Origin of the sequence: Cytobacillus sp. FSL K6-0129 (genome assembly GCF_038007625.1) — a bacterium.
In the GTDB taxonomy this organism is placed as follows: Bacteria; Bacillota; Bacilli; order Bacillales; family Cytobacillaceae; genus Cytobacillus; species Cytobacillus kochii.
Genome location: NZ_JBBOXM010000001.1, coordinates 4,305,289 through 4,326,715 on the forward strand (window position 1 = coordinate 4,305,289; position 21,427 = coordinate 4,326,715).

19 protein-coding genes are annotated in these 21,427 nt (G+C 36.1%); 14 read left to right on the plus strand and 5 right to left on the minus strand.

Annotated elements, in window-relative coordinates; genetic code table 11:
• Positions 1-35: 35 nt before the first annotated feature.
• The gene (locus MHI57_RS21930; RefSeq protein WP_307317561.1) at positions 36-767 is read right to left on the minus strand and encodes a LytR/AlgR family response regulator transcription factor; all 732 of its coding nucleotides are present in this window, start codon (positions 765-767) and stop codon (positions 36-38) included.
• A complete protein-coding gene (locus MHI57_RS21935; protein WP_095370124.1) occupies positions 751-2,499 on the minus strand; it encodes a sensor histidine kinase in 1,749 nt (582 codons plus the stop codon). Before MHI57_RS21935 ends, MHI57_RS21930 begins: the two co-directional genes overlap by 17 nt.
• 240 nt (positions 2,500-2,739) lie before the next feature.
• Here MHI57_RS21935 and MHI57_RS21940 point away from each other — a divergent pair, with 240 nt between their 5' ends.
• From MHI57_RS21940 to MHI57_RS21955, 4 genes are all read left to right on the plus strand, one after another.
• Positions 2,740-2,940, plus strand: coding sequence for a cold-shock protein (locus MHI57_RS21940; protein WP_095370123.1), 201 nt, complete (start codon positions 2,740-2,742; stop codon positions 2,938-2,940).
• 163 nt (positions 2,941-3,103) lie between these two features.
• Positions 3,104-3,847, plus strand: coding sequence for a type I methionyl aminopeptidase (gene map, locus MHI57_RS21945; RefSeq protein WP_095370122.1), 744 nt, complete (start codon positions 3,104-3,106; stop codon positions 3,845-3,847).
• Positions 3,848-4,049: 202 nt separating this feature from the next.
• Positions 4,050-5,042, plus strand: coding sequence for a zinc-binding dehydrogenase (locus tag MHI57_RS21950; protein WP_340978188.1), 993 nt, complete (start codon positions 4,050-4,052; stop codon positions 5,040-5,042).
• Positions 5,043-5,480: 438 nt separating this feature from the next.
• The gene (locus MHI57_RS21955; RefSeq protein ID WP_095370120.1) at positions 5,481-6,743 is read left to right on the plus strand and encodes a S8 family peptidase; all 1,263 of its coding nucleotides are present in this window, start codon (positions 5,481-5,483) and stop codon (positions 6,741-6,743) included.
• Between the two features lie 48 nt (positions 6,744-6,791).
• On the opposite strand, the gene MHI57_RS21960 is transcribed toward MHI57_RS21955, so the two are convergent.
• Positions 6,792-8,102, minus strand: a complete 1,311-nt coding sequence (locus MHI57_RS21960; RefSeq protein ID WP_307317688.1) for an MFS transporter — start codon at positions 8,100-8,102, stop codon at positions 6,792-6,794.
• A gap of 150 nt (positions 8,103-8,252) precedes the next feature.
• Here MHI57_RS21960 and MHI57_RS21965 point away from each other — a divergent pair, with 150 nt between their 5' ends.
• Complete coding sequence (locus tag MHI57_RS21965) at positions 8,253-9,404, plus strand: DEAD/DEAH box helicase (RefSeq protein ID WP_340978189.1); 1,152 nt, start codon at positions 8,253-8,255, stop codon at positions 9,402-9,404.
• A gap of 282 nt (positions 9,405-9,686) precedes the next feature.
• Here the strand turns inward: MHI57_RS21965 and MHI57_RS21970 are convergent, their stop codons facing one another.
• Positions 9,687-11,210 (minus strand): FAD-dependent oxidoreductase, encoded by a 1,524-nt coding sequence (locus tag MHI57_RS21970; protein WP_095370117.1) that lies wholly within the window; start codon positions 11,208-11,210, stop codon positions 9,687-9,689.
• A 176-nt stretch (positions 11,211-11,386) separates the two neighbouring features.
• Here MHI57_RS21970 and MHI57_RS21975 point away from each other — a divergent pair, with 176 nt between their 5' ends.
• Together MHI57_RS21975 and rraA are read left to right on the plus strand one after the other, a co-directional pair.
• Entirely contained in the window at positions 11,387-12,529 is a 1,143-nt protein-coding gene (locus MHI57_RS21975) for a trans-sulfuration enzyme family protein (protein ID WP_095370116.1), read from the plus strand.
• 309 nt (positions 12,530-12,838) lie between these two features.
• Positions 12,839-13,318 (plus strand): ribonuclease E activity regulator RraA, encoded by a 480-nt coding sequence (gene rraA, locus MHI57_RS21980; RefSeq protein WP_095370115.1) that lies wholly within the window; start codon positions 12,839-12,841, stop codon positions 13,316-13,318.
• A gap of 627 nt (positions 13,319-13,945) precedes the next feature.
• On the opposite strand, the gene MHI57_RS21985 is transcribed toward rraA, so the two are convergent.
• The gene (locus MHI57_RS21985; RefSeq protein ID WP_322910031.1) at positions 13,946-14,860 is read right to left on the minus strand and encodes a VanW family protein; all 915 of its coding nucleotides are present in this window, start codon (positions 14,858-14,860) and stop codon (positions 13,946-13,948) included.
• A gap of 165 nt (positions 14,861-15,025) precedes the next feature.
• Between MHI57_RS21985 and MHI57_RS21990 the strand changes: the two genes are divergently transcribed.
• The 7 genes from MHI57_RS21990 (at position 15,026) to abc-f (ending at position 21,225) form a co-directional block, all read left to right on the plus strand.
• The gene (locus tag MHI57_RS21990; protein WP_307317545.1) at positions 15,026-15,364 is read left to right on the plus strand and encodes a lmo0954 family membrane protein; all 339 of its coding nucleotides are present in this window, start codon (positions 15,026-15,028) and stop codon (positions 15,362-15,364) included.
• A 26-nt stretch (positions 15,365-15,390) separates the two neighbouring features.
• A complete protein-coding gene (locus MHI57_RS21995; protein ID WP_095370113.1) occupies positions 15,391-16,035 on the plus strand; it encodes a PspA/IM30 family protein in 645 nt (214 codons plus the stop codon).
• 99 nt (positions 16,036-16,134) lie between these two features.
• On the plus strand, positions 16,135-16,866 hold the full coding sequence (gene liaF, locus MHI57_RS22000; RefSeq protein ID WP_095370112.1) for a cell wall-active antibiotics response protein LiaF: 732 nt from the start codon (positions 16,135-16,137) through the stop codon (positions 16,864-16,866).
• The gene (locus MHI57_RS22005; protein ID WP_095370111.1) at positions 16,863-17,906 is read left to right on the plus strand and encodes a sensor histidine kinase; all 1,044 of its coding nucleotides are present in this window, start codon (positions 16,863-16,865) and stop codon (positions 17,904-17,906) included. The genes liaF and MHI57_RS22005 overlap by 4 nt, the downstream gene beginning before the upstream one ends.
• Positions 17,903-18,538, plus strand: a complete 636-nt coding sequence (locus MHI57_RS22010; RefSeq protein WP_095370110.1) for a response regulator transcription factor — start codon at positions 17,903-17,905, stop codon at positions 18,536-18,538. The genes MHI57_RS22005 and MHI57_RS22010 overlap by 4 nt, the downstream gene beginning before the upstream one ends.
• Positions 18,539-18,939: 401 nt before the next feature.
• The gene (locus MHI57_RS22015; protein WP_157733763.1) at positions 18,940-19,134 is read left to right on the plus strand and encodes an RAxF-45 family protein; all 195 of its coding nucleotides are present in this window, start codon (positions 18,940-18,942) and stop codon (positions 19,132-19,134) included.
• Between the two features lie 204 nt (positions 19,135-19,338).
• Positions 19,339-21,225: a ribosomal protection-like ABC-F family protein gene (abc-f, locus tag MHI57_RS22020; protein WP_340978190.1), complete on the plus strand. Its 1,887-nt coding sequence runs from the start codon at positions 19,339-19,341 to the stop codon at positions 21,223-21,225.
• The last annotated feature ends 202 nt before the right edge of the window (positions 21,226-21,427 follow it).

Sequence of the window (21,427 nt, forward strand, 5' to 3'; positions counted from 1 at the left end):
TGTAAATAGTCTGATAATTAATTGAGCTCCATGACCTATATTTCTAGTTTTGTTCTTAAATCTTTTACATAATTTCTGCTGACAGAAAGTTTTTCATTCGATCCTTTTAGCTCTAACTGAAATGCCCCATTGAACCAAGGAGAAAGTTTATTAATATATCTTAAATTAACAAAATAGCTTTTATGTATTCTACAGAAAGAATAAGTAGATAGTCGATTTTCTAGCTCTTTTAATGATGCTTTTGTCTCATAGGCATTATCTACAGTTATGATTCGTGAAAATTTATCTTCCTTATAAACATAAATAATATCTTTAGGTTCGATGTAAATAATTTCTCCATTGTCTTCAATTGCTAGCTTTCCAGCTAATTTACTTTGCTTAGGTAGATCTATTGGTTTTAAATATTTGATGATCCGGCTGACCGTTTCAGAGATTTGCTCTTCATCATATGGTTTCAGTAAGTAATCAATCGCTTCATAACGAAAAGCTTCTACAGCAAACTGAGGGTAAGCTGTTGCGAATATGATTTTAGGTGGATTTTTGAATTCCATTAAACTTTTAGCTGTTTGCATGCCATCCATTTTGGGCATTTCGATATCAAGAAAAACGATATCTGGCTGTAATTGAATCGTTTGTATGATGGCATCTTCTCCAGAATCAGCTTCGCCAACAATATGAATAGAGTCAAATATGGATAACAAATGCTTTAATTCTTCCCGGCTGTACGGTTCATCATCTACAACGAGCACTTTAATCTTTGTCTTCATTTTTTTCCCCCATTGGTATATTAAAAGTTATTTCCGTTCCATTGTTTTCTTCACTATTTATGTGTAATCGGGCGTTCTCCCCAAATGTCATGATTAACCTTCTATTTACATTGTATAATCCAAGACCTGTGCCTATTTTTGATGCGATTGGTTCTTTCCCAATTTGCTTTAACCGATCATGATCAATACCAAGACCATTATCTTTAATAGATATAGCAACTTCATTGTTCATTTGTTTAATTTGTACTTTAATCATACAATTTTTGTTCATTTGCTTAAATGCATGTTTAATTGCATTTTCTACAATAGGCTGTAAGGTGAGCGGTGGAATCTTACTATTAAGAACTTCATTTTCAATATAATAATCGACTTGAATTCTGTTTTCAAATCTCGTTTGTTCTATCATTAAATAGGCTTTCATATGAAGAATATCTTGTTCCAAAGTGATACGGTTTGCGGTTGTTGCATTTAAGTTTTGCCTTAGAAATTGAGACAAAGTAATAAGCAGTTTTCTTGCTTTATCGGCATCAATACGGACGAGAGATACAATGGTATTTAATGTGTTAAAAAGAAAATGGGGACTAATTTGCGCTTGCAAAGCTTTAATTTCTGCTTCTTTAGCCAATTGAAATGCTTTATCTGCTTCGGCTATTTCTAGCTGATTACTTAGTAACACACTTAAACCTGAGATCAACTCAATTTCTAAATTAGTCACTTCCTTCTCAGAGGTGAAATATACCTTTAAAGTACCGATGATTTGCCCGCGTTGCTTTAGGGGAGCAATGACAGCTGCTCCAAGTGGACAATGCTCATTTTGACATTGTATTTCTTCATTACCTACTACTATTAGTTTACCATTATTAATTACTTCCTTTGTGATTTCTGTTTGGATGGGGTGGTCTACTCGGTGATGATCATCACCTGAACCAACATGGGCAAGAATCACATGTTTATTTGTAATGGCGACTGCCTTTGCATGTATTTCCCTTAATAATATGGTACACACAGCCTTAGTGGAGACCTGTGTCATTCCTTTCCTAAGATGTGATAAAGTTTGATCAGCGATTCGTAATGACTTTTGCGCTTGTAGTGCTCCTGCCTTTTCTTCTTCATTCACTACATTTTTAATGATAAGGAGGAATAAGGCTGATCCTACACCGTTTGCAATAATCATTGGAACACCAATTACTTCAACTAAAGAGACGGCCTTTTCAAACGGCCTCGAAAGAAGGAGAATAAGAAGCATTTGAACGGCTTCTGCAGTAGCTCCTATAAAAAAGGCAGAAGATAGCTTTACATGGTCTTTCTTCTTATGAAAATAGCCTGCTATTAGTCCGGATATAATCGTTGCTAATCCACATGAAAAGGCAGTAAAACCACCTAGTGTAAAACGATGGATTCCAGCAATTAATCCAGCACCCAAACCTACTTTATAACCACCGAAAAGCCCAGCTAAAACAACACCTATTACGCGTGAGTTAGCAATTGCTTCTTCACTTGTTAAATTAGATGCCCATCTGTCTATATTAAATGTCTCAGCATTTAAAGATAAACCTGTGTACGTCCCGATTATTCCGAAAAAACCAAAAAATAAGATCGCTTTTAATTGTAGATCTTTTTTTACATTTTCCTTATAAATCATATCTCGAAAAAATTGGAACCGTGTTAGAATAAAGGCTATGGTAACAATAATACCTAGCCTCTCTAACATAGTAATGAACAATTCAAACATAAGAAAACTCCTTCGTCATATATACATCTATCATACATTAAAAGGGTAAAATATCTAAGTATCATAAAAATTTTCGAAAAATTCCCGCTTTTACCTTTGCATTCTTTTCCACTTTCTGCTATTATGAAAGAAATTATTTTTGTTCGGAATGTAAGTAGGATGCGTTTGTAGACGTTTGCTTCATGTATGTTCCACAAGAATAGTCATAATTTATGTGTTATACATAAGGAGGATTTATTCATGGCAGAAGGAAAAGTGAAATGGTTTAATGCAGAAAAAGGTTTTGGTTTCATTGAAACACAAGAAGGACAAGATGTGTTCGTACATTATTCAGCTATCCAAACGGAAGGTTTCAAAACGCTTGATGAAGGACAAAGCGTAACATTTGAAGTGGAAGAAGGTCAACGTGGCCCACAAGCTTCTAATGTAGTTAAACTATAATATGCTGAAATACAAGCCTGATGAAGGGCTTGTATTTTTTTTGGCGAAAACAAGCGGTTGTTTTCTAAAAAATAGTACAATTACAAACTTACTGGAATCCTTTTTTTCTTAATGATAAATAGACTATAATATAGATAGAGACTAAATAAAGGTAGGAATCGTTATGATTGTAAAAACTGAAGAAGATTTAGCGGGTTTAAAGGAAATTGGGAAAATTGTTGCTTTAATCAGAGATGAAATGATTGCTCAAACAAAGCCTGGCGTCACAACTAAAGAATTGGATGAGATAGCTGGAAAGATGTTTGAAGAGCATGGGGCATTATCTGGTCCAAAGGGTGAGTATGACTTTCCAGGATATACTTGTATTAGTGTAAACGAGGAAGTAGCACACGGTATCCCTGGAAATAGAGTCATTGCAGATGGAGATTTAGTTAATATTGATGTATCTGGATCAAAAAATGGTTATTTCGCTGATACAGGTTTATCAATCGTTGTAGGTAATGGGGATGAGAAACTACAGTCTTTATGTGAAACAGCGCAAAAAGCTTTTGATGAGGGCCTAAAAAAAATAAAGCCAGGTACGAAACTTAATCGAATCGGAAAATCTGTCTACCAAACAGCAAAAAATAATGGTTTTAATGTTATTATGAATTTAACTGGCCATGGAATTGGTCGTTCTTTACATGAAAAGCCAGATCATATTCTTAATTATTTTGATAACTGGGATAATCAATTATTACGTGAAGGGATGGTTATCGCTTTCGAACCCTTTATTTCCACTGGAGATGAAGAAGTTCGTGAACAAAGTGATGGCTGGACTTTCATTACACCTAATAAAAGCTTTGTTGCGCAATGTGAACATACAGTTATCGTGTCGAAGGAAGGCCCGATTATTATTACGAAGTAAATCAAATGAAGAGCGGTAGCGATATCTAGTCGTGCCGTTCTTTTTTTGTTTTTTTAAGATGAGCTATTGAATTGCTTTAATTAGAATCTCCCTGTGTTTGTTGAAACTGACTGGATGAGATATGCAATTTTCTTAAGGTTTATCACTTTTCACAACAATAGATTACCCTTATGATAGATATAAAAAAGGAGTGTGGGAACGAATGAAAGCAGTGATACATAAAGGTGAAGCAGGATTGAATGGAACGGGTTATCAGGACGTAAATGATTTTACTGTTGGTGATAAAGAAGTAAAAGTTGAATTAAAGGCGGCTGGATTAAACCATAGAGATTTATTTATTCTTCATCGACATCAATCAACTGAACCAGCACTTGTATTAGGTTCTGATGGTGCGGGGGTCGTGGTGGAAATTGGTGCAGAGGTGACGGGTATTAAAGTCGGAGATGAGGTTGTCATTAATCCAGGATTAGGCTGGGAAAAAAATAGTGACGCACCACCAGAGGGGTTTGAAATTGTTGGCTTTCCGTATCACGGTACTTTTGCCGATCATATTGTTATTCCTGCCATTAATGCTTTCCCTAAACCTCCACATATGTCATGGGAAGAGGCAGGCGTGTTTTCATTAGCAGGTTTAACTGCTTATCGTGCCTTATTTACAAGAGGGCAAGTAAAGTCTGGGATGAAAGTATTTATCCCTGGCATTGGTGGAGGAGTGGCTACTTCTCTTTTACAATTTGCTGTAGCAGCTGGTGCGGAAGTATACGTTAGTTCTCGTTCAGAAGAAAAGCGAGAAAAAGCTTTATCATTAGGTGCTAAAGAAGCTCTGGATAGTGGGGCAGATTGGCAAGGGGAAATTGGGGGCAAAATGGATCTAGTCATCGAATCAGTTGGAGCTGCAACTTTCAACCAATCCTTAGCTGTTCTTCGTAAAGGAGGCACACTAGTAATTTTCGGTTCATCTACAGGTGACGAGGTGACAATAAATCTTCGACAATTCTTTTACGCACAGCAAAACATTCTTGGTAGTACAATGGGAAGTGCTGAAGAATACAAAGAAATGATTACGTTTATGAACGATCATAAAATCAAGCCAGTAATGGATCAAGTTTATCAGTTAGCAGATTATCAAAAGGCATTTGCCAGATTAGAACAAGCAAAACAACTAGGAAAAATCGTTTTTCAAATAGGTAAATGAGTAATAAGGGTGAACGAAGAAACTAAAAAACTTCGTTCACTCTTTCTTTTATCCAACATAAAAAATCGTCGGATATTGTATCCACTAAAAAAATGAGTGCTTTTCTAAAGGGAAGGAGCTCAAAAATCACTTTTTCCTTCAAATTAATGGAAAATAATGATGTAATATTACACTTTTATACCTTTCTAGAGACCTAAATTCACTTTTAATTCCGAGTAATAAAAAGGGTAATTATCATGAATATTGATTTTATGGAAAAAAATACCTGATTTAATGTTGAAAAAAATGTCTGATGGCCTGCTACTTGGAAAAAAATATGTCAAATTTACTGTTTTTTACAAATAAATAAATGCTGAATTTTACACATTGTTGTAGTCTGAATTTTTGAAATATAATTACCCCTAAGTAAGACATTACAATTTGGGGAGGAACAAGTAAATGACGAAAAAGAAAACAGTAGCAGCTGCACTACTTAGTCTTACGTTAGGGATGTCCGTATTTACATCAGGTATTTCTGCACAAGTTTCAGATGAAGCAAAAGGGAGTGAAACATATCGCGTATTGATACAAGCCCCTAGCAATTCTGTTAATGCATTAGAAACAAAGTATGAAAAACGATGGGACTTTGGTAAAGAAGGCTTCACTGCAGATGTGAGTGCTAAGGAGTTACAAACATTACAAGCGACAAAAAATGTCGAAGTACAAAAGGTAAATGAAATGAGTATAGCAACAGTAACAGGAGAAGTGTCGAAAGCAGAAGTAACAGCTGTGCCAAGTTCACAAACACCTTGGGGAATAAAATCAATCTATAATAATCAATCTTTAACAGCAACATCAGGTGGTAATGGTATCAAAGTAGCTGTGCTTGATACAGGTGTTTATACAAATCATATTGATTTAGCAGGATCAGCAGAACAGTGTAAAGACTTTACACAATCAAGCCCACTTGTAAATGGCTCTTGTACTGATCGTCAAGGACATGGTACACATGTAGCAGGAACTGTTTTAGCACATGGTGGTAGTGATGGACAAGGTGTTTACGGAGTAGCTCCTGATGCGAAGCTATGGGCATATAAAGTGTTAGGTGATAACGGTTCTGGTTATTCAGATGATATCGCTGCAGCGATTAGACACGTAGCAGATCAAGCAACTAGCACAGGCTCTAAAGTAGTTATTAATATGTCTCTTGGCTCTTCCGGTAAAGATTCACTCATCTCAAGTGCAGTAGACTATGCATACAATAAAGGTGTATTAGTTGTTGCTGCGGCAGGAAACAGTGGTTCAGGTAGTAATACAATTGGTTATCCAGGAGCATTGGTCAATGCAGTTGCCGTTGCAGCTTTAGAGAATGTGCAACAAAATGGGACTTATCGCGTAGCGAATTTCTCATCAAGAGGTAACCCATCAACTGATGGAGATTATGTCATTCAAGAGCGTGATATTGAAGTGTCTGCCCCAGGTGCAGCAGTGGAATCCACTTGGTATAATGGCGGTTATAACACAATCAGTGGTACTTCAATGGCTACACCACATGTAGCTGGTTTAGCAGCAAAGATTTGGGCTGCGAATCCTTCTTGGAGTAAATCTACTTTAAGAACAGAATTACAAAATCGTGCCAAGGTTTATGATATTAAAGGTGGAGTTGGTGCAACAACAGGCGATGACTATGCATCAGGATTTGGTTACCCTAGAGTAAAATAATTAAAATAGGGGTTGCTATATTCAAGTAGCAACCTCTTTTATATATGATTATGACGTGCTAGAATTCTTTAAATACTTAGGATTTTTCATAACCGAAACGAGAAGGATAACCCCGCTTGCAATCAGTAATAGACTTGTAGTAATAAAAACGGCAGTAAACCCAAAGGCCCCAGCAACCATTCCTCCCATAACTGGTCCGATGACATTTCCTAGAAATCTTAAACTAGTATTATATCCCAGCACCTCTCCTTGCATGGCTATAGGTGCAGCCTGTCTAATATAGGCAATACGCACAGGTATAATTCCTCCAATAGTTACCCCGAGTGCAAAACGAATGATAATAAGCTGCCACATTTCAGTGACAAATCCACCTGGAAAATAGACGATACCAGCTAAAAACAATAAGGCCATTAATATTTTAATATAACCATAATTGTCCCCAAGCTTTCCCCAAGTTTTTGACATCATTAAGTTACCTACACCAGCTGCGGAAAAAGCAATACCTGCATATAGAGCTAAATTTTCTGGGCCATGTATTTCGCTGACATAAAGGGACAGAATCGGTTGAATACTAAAATGAGCGACTTGAATCAACATCGATAAGATTAAAACAGTCACAAGGACAGGGTTTGTAAGTATATGTTTTAATACTTCTTTACTCGTATAATTCTGCTTCTCTGATTTCTTCACTTCATTGATTTGAAATTCTTTCGTGAAGATAACAAGAATCGCAGAAATAAAAATGGCTAATGATGTCCAATTGAAAGTAGAAGAAAAACCGACCATGTCAGCTAGTGCACCACCGATTAAAGGTCCTAAAAGAGAGCCTGTGATACTTCCTGTTTGTAAGGTGCCAAGCACTTGTCCTGCCATTCTTTTTGGTGTTTGTGTAGAAATAAAAGCTTGTGAAAGGGGAATAAAACCTGTGAAGATACCCATAAATAGCCTTAGATAAAACAAATGCCATACGCTTGTCGCAAAACCTAATAGGAAAATACAAAGGGCCATTCCTGAAGCAGAAATGATTAACACCTTTTTCTTTCCATACAAATCACCAATTCTTCCCCAAATTGGAGCTACAATAAAGGCAGTAACGAATGTAATGGCAAAAATCCAACCCGACCATCTTTGAATATAAGCGTCGGAAAACTGACCAAAGGTTTCAATATATAATGATATAAAGGGCAAGACCATCGTCATACTAGCTGAAACAAAGAAGTTGGCAAACCACATAATTTTAATATTTGTCTTTACTTGTGGATGGATCATGAACGAACACTTCTTTCTCATTTGAACATTTCGTAACACTAAATTTATCATAAACGAACTCAACCAAAATAAAAAGGAAAAGGTTTTTATACGACATTACCTTATAAATAACGAAAGTCGATTTAACATGAGCCATTGTTATTTGAACAGGATACCTTTATATTATGTATTATAAACGTATTTCATCTGCATGAAGTCGTTTTAAACTGTTTATCGTTAAATAAAGGAGTTATATCATCTATGGAAGTTATTGGCGAACTAAAGCCGTTTATTAAAAAAGTATGGGAACAATCGCAATTTAAACAACCAACAAATATACAGCAAGAGGCGATTCCAGTAGTATTAGAGGGAAAAGATCTTATTGCTCAATCCCCAACAGGTACCGGAAAAACGTTAGCGTATTTATTACCTGTTTTAGAAAAGATTCAACCAGAAAGCAAGGATGTGCAGGTAGTTATTCTCGCATCATCCCAAGAGTTAATTATGCAAATCTTAAGTGAAGCACAAAAGTGGGGAAGAGATAGTAATATCCGTAGTGCATCGTTTATCGGTGGTGCGAATGTAAAGAGACAGTTAGAAAAATTAAAACAACGTCCACATATCGTTTTGGGTACCCCAGGCAGAATACTTGAATTGATTAAGCAAAAGAAATTAAAAATGCATGCGGTGAAAACAGTTGTCCTTGATGAAGGCGATCAGCTTCTCATTCCCGAACATCTTGAGCATGTGAAAAGTATAATAAAAGCGACTTTAAAGGAAAGACAAGTAGTGCTGTTTTCTGCTACTTTACCTAAAACAATAGAAGTAGAAGCTAAAGGTTGGATGAAATCACCAGAAGTTATCACCATTGAAAAAGATGAGACGATTACAGCAGGTGATGTGGGGCATATATACTTTAACGTGGAACAACGGGAAAAAGTTAAATTATTGGAAAAGCTTTCTCGAATGGATCATTTGAAGGCGCTGGTATTTGTTAAGGATATCCCCAATATCATGATTATGAAAGAAAAGCTAGAGTATAACCATATTCACGTAAATGTACTTCACAGTGATTTAAATAAATTCGAAAGATCTAAAAATTTGAATGGCTTTAGGAAAAAGGATGCTCGCTTACTTTTATCAACAGATGTAGCAGCGAGAGGTTTAGATATTAAGGGAATTACTCATGTCATCCACTTTGACTTACCACGTGAGAAAACGCAGTATATCCATCGCTCAGGGAGAACAGGACGTTTTGGTGCAGATGGAACAGTGGTATCACTTGTTACCATGAATGAAGAAAGAGATTTAAAGCGCTTTGCTAAAGAATTAAATCTTCAATTAGAAGAGAAAATAATGCACGGCGGAAAAATCGTCAATCCAGAACATCAATCAAACGAAAAAAGACGCTAAGGAGTAATGGTGTAAGACGCTACAATAAGAAATCATAGAAAATCCGCAACAAGGTTTGATGGTTGCGGATTTTTTTCTTTTTGTTCTATATCGCTACATTTCAAGATGAAATGGAAACATCTTCAATCTATCGATGCCGATTTTGATTAATTAAGAATGTACAATTTTTTTCAACCACTTATGTGAAATTATTCTATCTGGAAGCCGCACTAATCCAGTTAAAAGAAAAACATTTAAAAAGTTTCCAAAACTTAGCTTACCTTACCTTTATGGTCATATGCGTTAATCCATCTTTTCCAATGGTTCAGTTGCTGGACCTTCAATGACCTCGCCATCATATGAAAAACGGGATCCATGACATGGACAATCCCAAGTGCGATCGCCGGCATTCCATTCTGTTTCACAACCTAGATGAGTACAAGTTGTGTCAACAATATGAAGTTGGCCATCATCATCGCGGTAACAGCCTCGGCGTTTTCCATCCACTTTCACCAGGCCGCCTTCATTATTTGCTAGATCCTCAGGATGCTTAAATTCTGGCTCGAGTTTCCCTTTTATTAATTGTCCTGCAACATCTGCATTATAAGTGATAAAGTTTTTAATACTAGGGTTCGCATGAAATCTCGATGGGTTAAAAAGTTCCTGATAAGGTGTATGCTGTTCAGTTATTAAATCTTTTAACAAAATTCCGGCAGCTGTACCGTTTGTCATACCCCATTTGCGATAACCAGTAGCCACGAAGATATTATTTTCATTAGATGTGATAGGACCAATATAAGGTATTTTATCTAATGAAGTTAAATCTTGTGCAGACCAGCGAAAGGTGATTGGCTTTTCCCCGAAGACCTCATTAGAGAAAGCCTGTAATGTCTCGTAATGTTGATAAGTGTTAATGCCTTTTCCTGTTTTATGACCCTCTCCGCCAATAAGAATAAGTTTCTTACCAGTCTCCTCTGAAGTTGTAGCACGGATCGAACGGACAGGGTTATTGGCACAATAGTACATGTTTCCTTCAAAATCGTCGTCACTTTCGATAGCAATTACATAGGACCGTTCAGGTAAAAGCCTGGAGAAATATAAACCTTTCCATTTTAAAAATGGGCTATGGGATGCCATAACAACATAGTTACATAAAATACGATGCCCTTTATTCGTTATGACAACAGGTTGTTTACCTTCCTCGATATCAACGACCGTTGTTTGTTCATAAACAGTACCTCCTAAGTCGATGAAACGCTTAAGTAAGCCTTCTAAATATTTAACCGGATGAAATTGTGCTTGATTGTTCATTTCAAGCACACCTGTAGTTGGAATGGAGAATGGGATACTCTCTTTTAATTGCCCTATAATCCCCAATCTTTTATAGGCGTCATATTCAAAAGTTAATTTTTCACTGTATTGATCATTGGTTGCATAGATAAAAGAGCTTTCATTACTAAAATCGCAATTTATATTTGCTGCTTCTTTTTCAATCATTTTTATTGCATCAGCTTGGGCTTCATAATACAGTCTTGCTTGCTCTATGCCGAAATGTTCAATCAACTCGTCATATATTAAACCATGCTGTGCAGTCACTTTTGCAGTTGTATGGCCAGTCGTTCCTGCTAAAACTTCCCCGGCGTCTAATAAAATCACTTTCAACCCTTCTTTAGCCAATAAGTAAGCTGAAGTAATCCCTGTTATACCAGAGCCAATGATAACTACATCTGTTTTAGTGTTACCGTCCAATGATTGATATTGGAGTTGTTTTGCTTCCAACCAGTACGATTGAGGGTATTTCGGCATATTATTTTTTTCATTATTCATACAATCACCTCTAAAATATATATCTCCGTTTAATATAGCCTTATGGATGTTTCTTATACTTCTTTCCTCAATTGACGTAAAAAAGTACAGTGAGCTATAATGATAGAATTAAGAAATTTATGAAAATAAAACAAGGTGATTTATACTTTTGGTGTATAAAAAGGAGATTCAATAGGATGAAATTTGAGACGGCATTATTACATGGAGATAAAAAAGAAAAGCGCACAATTCAAAGTAAAGCAACACCGATTTATCAAACCTCTGCATTTACTTTTAAAAGTTTAGAAGAACTAGAGGGTTTTTATAGTGGAAACGGCAACTACTTGTATACGAGATCAGGCAATCCAAACACTGATGAGTTAGGAGAAGTTGTCGCAAGATTAGAAGGTGCAGCAGCAGGAGTTGCAGCTGCATCAGGTTTAGGTGCCATTATGGTAGGAATATTAGCAGTGGCTAAAAATGGTGATCATATTATTGCTACTGATGATGTGTATGGAGGAAGTTTTCATCTTATTGTGGAAGAGCTCACGCAATTCGGTATTGACGTAACAATTGTTCCTTTTAGCGATATGACGCAAGTCGAGGCGGCAATCAAAGAGAACACGAAGCTTTTATATACAGAATCAATTACTAATCCTTTATTAAGAGTAGAAGATCTTAAAGCTGTTGTATCATTGGCGAAAAAATACAATCTGAAGACATTGATTGATAATACATTTGCTTCACCGTTTCATTGTCAGCCGATTGAGCTTGGGGTAGACATGGTTGTTCATAGTGCGACCAAATATATTGGTGGGCATAGTGATGTCACTGCTGGTGTCATTGTTGGTAGTACTGAGTTAATCGAACTGGCTGCAGCAAAAGTCGTAAATCTTGGCGTGAACTTAAGTCCTTTTGAAGCATGGTTAACAGTAAGGGGAGCAAAGACATTAGCATTAAGGATGAAGGAACAATCTTATCATGCGAAAAAAGTAGCAGAAGCTTTACTTATTCATGAAGGAGTGGAGAGAGTTTATTATCCCTTCGAACAAAATGGAGCATATGGATACGGGGCAATGGTCACGATCGAACTGAAACAACAAGCTGATGTATCAACTTTTTTCCGTTCACTAGGGTGGATAAAAATTGTTCCTACTTTAGCTGGTGTTGAATCTTCTGTTTCACATCCAATTACAACTTCGCATCGTGCGGTACCAGAAGAAACTTGTGAGGCGTTAGGCATTAATGAGCATTTGATTAGAATCTCCATTGGTATTGAACATTACGAAGATATTATTTCACAGCTTTCCATGGCTATTGAAAAAGCAATGAATAAGTAAAAAGAAAGGCTGTGACGGTGGTGGTCACAGCCTTAAAATATTTAATTTAAGAGGTCATCTATCTCTTCTTTTTTTTCATCTATTTGGGTAGAATCTTTTGAATGAAGCGCGTACCTTAATGTGTAAACAAAAACGCCAGCAGCCAAACCAACGATGAGTAAATAAGCGCTTGTTGCTATCCATAAATAAGCGATAATGATCCACCCCTTTCATTACACTTATATGCAAGTCATCACTTTTTCTTTCCATTAGACAAAGGAAACTTTTCATCGGATGACGAAATTAATTAGTAGAGTGAGGAGGGATATCATGTCTTTTAAAACAGCAGATTTATGTGACGACCATCATGAATATGTAAAGGTAAATCAAGAAGTATTATATTCATACGGTAAGAAAAAGAGATTCCATGGTAAGGTTTCAACAGTTAAGGTTTTTGAAGATAATGTACTTGTACTTGAAGCACTGGAAAGTATCCCAGAAGGTCATGTGCTTGTTGTTGATGGTGGCGGGTCAAGGAGATGTGCACTTATGGGCGATCGATTAGCAAAAATTGCAGAAACGCGCGGATTGGCGGGTGTCATTATATATGGTTGTGTGCGAGATACAGCAGATATAGCATCAATGGATATTGGTGTATTAGCAATTGGTAGTAGTCCATTAAAAAGTAGAAAAGCTGGCAAAGGAGATAGGGATACGATCGTGACATTTGGGGGGCTTGATTGGTTGCCAGACGAATATGTATACGCTGATGAAGATGGTGTCATTGTTTCAGAAAAGCCATTGTTATAAAAGGGAATAATAAAAATAATCCTTGGTCTTGCCCCTTTCAAGTAGTCAACATAAAAAAACAAATCAAAGAACGCGTGTCGATAATATTCAATATGCACGCGTTTCTTTATCTCCTTTTGTAATCGTAATAGTAAATGTAATCCTCGGGTAGTTTGTCTCCTGCCTCCCAATTACTTATATACAGCTATGCGGTTTTTTTAGGGTGAGGTGAAAAGAGTGATTCTATACAGCCTTCCTTTGCGTGAGTGGCTGCTCTTAATTTTGTAAATCCCCCTAATCGGCAGCTGAATAGCTTTAAGTTATATTCAAAGCCTTGATTTGAACGAAGAACAGCTAATGTAAGTTAAATCATTTCTGTTGGATAGCTTTCGAATGATGAGTGGTATGTTCATTGCCGTCATTAATCTGTGTAATTAAGCACCCACATTCATTTAAATCGGCAGGGGACGGCTGTTTTAGGTTTCTTTGGCATAGAAAAAATCCTCCAAGTAGTATTCTAATCTTCATGGAATCATGAAGGTTTTTTATCTACTTGAAGGGGACATGAACATTCGTTATTTAAGAATTTAGGCTGTCACTTTTAATCCCCAGAGGGTATAAAATAAGGTCGGATAATAATTCTCCGTTTTAAGTATCTCCGTTTGCACGTATTTCTTTTGGTAATATCTTTGAAGCGTTGGGAACATGGCGTGGTGAAGTCTCAATTTCGTCTGAAGATTTGATTACAACAATCATTTGACCACCATAAACGTGTGCGCTTATAAGTAAAGGAAACTCATAAGGGTTTGTAAAGGTAAAGTCTGGTCCATACCAACTTACTGTTGCGTCTCTTCCTTTTGGTACATAAGGGACTCTTTTGCTATGGGAGAATCTCTCGCCAATTTCAACACCGGCACGATCGACGGCATTAAATAGTGTAGAAGAGACCTGGCATATCCCGCCACCAATATCTTCAGATAGTTCCCCTCTTACAATTACGGGCGCACGTAGGTATCCTTTATCCTTCGTTCTTCTCCCAACAACCTCATTAAAAGAAAATGTTTCTTCAGGAAAAATGACATAATTATTAATAGCCTCAGTAGCTAATGAAATATTATGAGAGCGATTTTGATTATTGCTATTAAAGTAAGTGACATACTGTCCAATTGTTTTCACATTGATTTGACTGATTAAGTCTTTATCCACTCTTGCTGGTACAGATATAAGAGGAAGCTGGATAGTTGAGACTCCTTTGGAGAAATAATAACGAAAAAATTGATTCTTGAATTCTTTACGGTATAAACGCTTTCCTTCAATTTCTGAGATAATCATATTTCCTTTAATATAGGCGTCTTTAGGGGCAATAAATGTTTTTTTATCGAGATCTTCCATAAATGTCTCGAATTTTTTCATTTCAATAAATGGCAAATTGGACTGTGGAATAGCAAAGTCCTCTCTCTGTATTTGTGTAATTACTTTATCTTCTTTTTTAATTGTGAATATGGAATCATCATTGATAGGTGAAATCATTAACAAAAATGAAAGCAACCAAGAATGAGACATTGTCACACCTCCCAATTGTAGTATGAACTTAAATTAGTTTTACATGTATAGAATAAAATGGACTCAGCTCTCGTTCAGACTTAAGTCTTAGAGCAAAATCAAGCTGTGGCACGTTATGTACGATCTTATAAATAGGTAAGATAAATAGTGAAAGGAGGATGAGAAATGAAAAAATTTCTTTTAATCATAGCAGGTGGAATTGCGGCAATAGTTGTATTGGCGAATTTAGGTTCACTTATCGCATTAGCGATTACAGCTGCATTACTTTATTTAGTATTTAAACAATTTATCAAAACAGATGGTTGGGAAAAAGTAGCTTGGGGTACTGTAGGTGTCGTTTTACTATTGTTCTCTATCAGTAATATCCCAGCAATTTTAGCTGTTCTAGCTCTTTATGTCATTTACCTGATTTATAAAAATTGGAATAAAGAAAAGCCAAAAACAAGACAAAGTGATGATCCATTTGTGAACTTTGAGAAGCAATGGTCCGATCTTCATAAATAAGCTTTGAAACAATAGGAGGAGACAATATGGTAAATCTATTAACAAGAATTAAAAACACGATTGTAACAGATATCAATGAGGTGCTCGACAAAAAGGAAAGTAAAAATCCAATAGCGTTATTAAATCAGTATTTGAGGCAAAGTGAGCAAGAAACAGAAAAAGTGAAAAAATATATCGAAAGACAATTTAAGCTGAGAGAAGAATTTCGTAAAGAACTTGCCCATGCCATGGATATGGCTACTAAAAGAAAAGGACAAGCGGAAGTTGCTGAACGAGCGGGTGAAGAGGAGCTAGCAACATTTGCGAAGACAGAAGCACAGTACTTTTCTGAAAGAGCAGATAAATTACAAACGATGGTGGCAGAAGCATCAGAGGAGCTTGGAAAGTTAGAAAGACAGTATGAAGAAATGAAGCATAAACTAAAGGATATGCAAATTCGCCGGATGCAATTAATGGGGAGAGAAAATGTAACCCGTGCCCAAGTAAAAATGAATAAAGTATTAGGAGAAGAACACTCCCACCAAACTGCTTATGATAAGTTTAATGATATGGAGAAATATATTTCAGAGTTAGAACAAAAAGTGCAAAATCAATACTTCCATAATCATATTGATAAAAAAATTGCTGATTTAGAATTGAAAATGAAAAAGGATGATTCCTTGCAGTCATAAAAACATGGTATGCTAAAGATAATTGACCGAGAAACAAGCATTGAAAGGCGTAAGGCCGACTTGCGCCTTTTTAAACAACATGATTAGGAGGGATGTCACATGTTTGAAAAATGGAATGAGGACTATAAAATGTGGATATTCATTGCCTTGGCAATGATTATTTTAGAAATGTTCTTTTTTAATCATGGGCTGATCTTCTCAATTATCATTGAAATTGGTATGATCTATATTGGTCGTAAATGGATGCCGAAGACTAGGGGCAAGGTCCTTTTTTGGCTAGGGATTTTACTTTTTGCGATTACTATTTTTAATATGATGGCATTCAAGTTGTTAATCCTTGCACTTATTGTTCATTTTGGTTATCAATTTTACTTAACGAAAAAGAAACCAAAGAAGGTTCAGCCTAGAGCAGAACAGCGGAAAGCAGATGAGCGAAAAGAGGCTGTGGTTCAGAAGAAGAACTTATTAACGAATAAAATCAGTGGGCATCAAAATACTTCTGAAGAGGTATATGAATGGGGAGATATAAATATCCAATGTGGCTTAGGGGATACTGAAATTGATTTGAGCTATACGGTATTACCTAATCAAGAGAATATCATATTTATCAAAAACCTTATTGGAAATGTACGCATATATATTCCTTATGATGTAGAGGTGTCAATCAATCATTCTGTTATTGTTGGCTCTAGCCAAATTTTCGATTTGGTAGAGAAAAGAGCTTTTAACCGCAATTATATTTTTGAGACGGAAAATTATAACCAAACTGAACAAAAGGTGAAAATCGTCACCTCTTTAATTGTGGGTGATATAGAGGTGAAGCGCTCATGAATATGGCTCAACGTCAGATCTTATATGGAGTGCTTCTTTCATTACTATTACTTATCAGCATGATGTTGTCGTTTTATTTTGTTTTCCCTATTCGCCTGATTGATTTCTGGCATTTTAAAGTAGTTGATATTCCCTTTGCATTGTTTGCACCAATGATAAGCATCTTATTAGGTGTTTTTTATGGGTTATTATCTGGTTATAGATGGCAGAAGCAACTGAAAGAGATGGAAGGCTGGCTTCATGAGGTAGAAGAAGGAAGAGTACTCACGGTTAATCATGAGGAAGTAAGTGCTGATGTTCAAAACATATATCAAAGAATGATTAAAATACAGAAGCAAATATCAGAACAGGCAAAGTATACGCAACGGCTCGCAAATGAAAAAGCGAAAGATATTGATAATCGTATGCAAGAAATTATATATGAAGAAAGAAATCGTTTGGCAAGAGAATTACACGATTCAGTCAGTCAACAGTTATTTGCTGCATCTATGTTAATGTCAGCGATTATGGAACAAACAGAGGAAAAATCGGCCAATGAGGTTAAGCAATTGCAGTTAGTAGAAGGGATGATTCACCAATCCCAGCTAGAAATGCGTGCTTTATTGCTTCACCTACGCCCTGTTGCCTTAAAAGGAAAAAAGCTAATAGAGGGTATCGAGGAACTGCTGCTTGAGTTAAAACAAAAAGTCACAATGAATATCAAATGGAGAGCAGAGGACTTTTATTTAGATAAAGGGATTGAGGATCACCTTTTTCGCATTCTACAAGAATCTGTTTCCAATACTTTGCGTCATGCAAAAGCAGACACCTTAGATGTATTACTTATTCAACGTGACGGATTTGCTATTCTACGTATTATTGATGATGGCATCGGTTTTAATGTAGATAAGGCAAAAGCAGGTTCATACGGTATTCAAAATATGTATGAAAGAGCACTAGAGATTGGTGGTACATTAAAAATGATCAGCCTTCCTAATAAAGGAACAAGATTAGAAGTAAAAGTACCAATTATTGAAGGTGGAGGGGGCGATGAAAAATGATACGCGTATTATTTGTAGATGACCATGAGATGGTGAGGATTGGTGTGACCGCTTATTTATCAGCTCAACCTGATATAGAAGTAATTGGCGAGGCGGATAACGGTAAACAAGCGATCGAGCTGGCAATGGAATTACGACCAGATATTATTCTAATGGATCTAGTGATGAAAGAAATGGATGGGATTGAAGCGACAAAGCAAATTGTTGAGCAATGGCCAGAAGCAAAAATAATAATTGTAACGAGCTTCTTAGATGATGAAAAGGTTTATCCAGCACTTGAGGCAGGAGCTACTAGCTATATGTTAAAAACATCAAAAGCAAGTGAAATTGCTCACGCGATTCGCAGAACACAACAAGGAGAATCTGTTTTAGAACCTGAGGTCACTGGAAAAATGATGTTAAAGATGAGAGGAAAAAAAGAACAACCTCTCCATGAAGAATTAACCAGTAGAGAAATGGAAATTCTACTTCATATGACGCAAGGAAAAACTAATCAAGAGATTGCTGATGAACTATACATTGCTTTAAAAACGGTTAAAACACATGTAAGTAATATCTTAAGTAAACTTGATGTCCAAGATCGCACTCAAGCCGTAATCTATGCATTTAAGAATCATATAGTGAAAGAATAGTTTAGAGAGAGTTTTGTGATGAAGCTCTCTTTTTTTGGTCTTAACCTGATTGGTGTAGAGATGCATTTATCTTAACTCTAAGTCAAATGTTGATGTCCTTTTAGTCAATTAATAAAGGGAAAGGGATATTGAGCTAGCTTTTGCACTGCTATTTACTGGGGATTTTTAATAGGATAGTTAACTTAGAAAATTTTACTCAGAATAAACGAGCAAGGGTACTTAACCAAGCCTACATTCATAACAGTGAGTAGATTATCATGATATTTATAAATTTGAAAGTAGCCAATGTAGATGGGTATATTAGCCTTTTCCCACAGCACAGAAAATCAAAAAATCGATAAAATATATGTTTGAAAATGATTGTTATTTTAGAATATTTCATTTAAACTAGTAGTAACTGAATGGAAAAAGGAGGTGTAGAAGAGATGAGAGGAACTGTTTTAACGCGTGGAAAATGGCTTGAACATTTAACTATTTTCTGTGCAATTTTTGGCGCAATGACTGCTAACGGGATACGTCTGTCCTTTTATAACAATTGCATAGCTAAAATAAGCAGTGAAACATCTCTTTACACCCGTCAAAGAGCACAATCATAATACTGAATATTTTCTTGTATGGATACAGGTGAGTATTTATATTTAAATGAGAAAAGGGTCACAGGAGAAGTTTATTCTCTGTGGCCCTTCTTTTCATTTAATCAAATTTCTGTCTAGCTCATGTTGCTTACGGTGGTAGGAAAAAATGAGCTTTAACGCTGACAAGTGACGAAATGAGCTATTCTTAATATGGAGGAAAATGAAATGATAACGAGCGGACAAAATATAACGAAATTGTACGGTGGTGATACAGTCTTCACTAATATTAGTTTTGACATACGGAACCACTCGCGAGTAGGTATTGTTGGGAGAAATGGTAGTGGAAAGTCTACGTTATTAAAAATCATGGCTGGGGTAGAACAACCTGACCAAGGTCAAATACATTGGCGTAAACATATTGTGATTGGCTATTTACATCAAATACCAGAATATAATGAATCAGTTATTGCTTTGGATGTAGTGGAGGAAGCCTTTTCTAATTTACTTGGGGTAAAAAGAAAACTAACAGATATGGAACAAAAATTAGCTCAATCACACACCTCGAATGGGGTTGAACAACTACTCAATGAATATGGGAAGTTACAAGATTATTTTATGAATGACGGCGGCTATGAAATAGAAGGAAAAATAAAAGTAGTCATTAATGGACTTGGTATAGAAACATTAATGGAGAAAAAGTTTCAAATGCTTAGTGGTGGAGAGAAAACAAAAGTTTGCTTAGCCAAAGAGCTACTTAAGAAACCAGATTTATTATTATTGGATGAACCGACAAATCATCTTGATCTCCAAGCTGTTGATTGGTTAACAAGTTTTATTAAAGATTATGAGGGGACAATTGTTATGGTTTCACATGATCGGTACTTTCTCGATCAAACTGTGAAGATGATTATGGATTTAGAAGATGAAGAATTAACGAATTATCATACCAATTATTCTGATTATGTAAAAGAAAAGGAAAGTCGACTATTACAGGAATTTCAAAAGTATGAAGATCAACAGAAGAAAATAAAAAAGATGAAAGAATCGATAAAAAGGTTAAGAGAGTGGGCAAATCAAGCCAACCCACCTAATGCCGGGCTCCATAAAAAAGCAAGTAGTATGGAAAAGGCACTAAATCGGATGGAAAAGATAAAAAAACCCGTTTCTCATCGCAAACTACATTTGCATTTGGCAGCAGAAGAGAGAAGTGGGAAAGACACGTTAGTTATAGAAAATATGACAAAGTCTTTTAGTGGAGAGATTGTGTTAGAAAGTATTGACATGCATTTACGTTTTCAAGATCGTGCAGTGCTTGTTGGAGAAAACGGCAGCGGTAAAACTACATTAATAAAATTAATTTTACAACGTTTACTTCCAGATGAAGGAGAAGTGCGAGTAGGTAGTAATTGTAAAATTGGCTACTTAGCTCAACAAATATTTACAGAGAGAGAAAACCAAGAAAAAACCGTACTACAATTGTTCAGGGAAATACATGCTGTAGCGGAGGGAGAAGCGAGAGGGATTCTCGCAAATTTTCTTTTCTATGGTTATGCCGTTCATAAGAAGGTGAAACAGTTAAGTGGTGGTGAGCGCATGCGACTGCGTTTAGCACAACTCATGTATCAAAATGTGAATTTTCTTATCCTTGATGAACCCACAAATCATCTCGATATTGAATCGAGAGAAGTACTTGAACAGGCACTGCAGGAATTTCAAGGAACCATTTTAGCTGTTTCTCATGATCGTTATTTCATCGAGCTATTATTCAACCAAACGTATATATTGAATCAGAGAAGGCTTTCCTATTTTAATGGTTCATTCACATATGCATGGGAAAAGTGGTGCAACCAAATTCAACAGTTGGCACCTCCAATTAAGGGAGCGATAAAAAAGGTTGAAAGGGAAAGTACAGTAAAACAAAATATTCATCAAACAGATGATATAGAAGAGGAATTGGAAAAGCTAGAAGAAAGATTACAGATAATAGAAAGAAAGATGATGACTGGTGAAGCCTTGAGCATGTTGCAAGACTTACAATATGAGAAGGAACAATGTCAAATAGAACTGGATTACTTATATAAGAAGTGGTCAGCATCTTTATTGGAAGAATAGATAGAAAGGTCGGTACTATCTGTGCCAGTTATACATGGGTAGCATGCAAGCTGAAGATTGGAAATCAGACTGACTATACCTGTGTATATGGATAAAAATCAGCAAAAAGTGTTGATGTAAGAAACATCGCCACACATCCATTGTCCATTTATGGTGTGTAGGCAGTTGATGGATTAGCAAACAGAATATCACATTAAAAAGG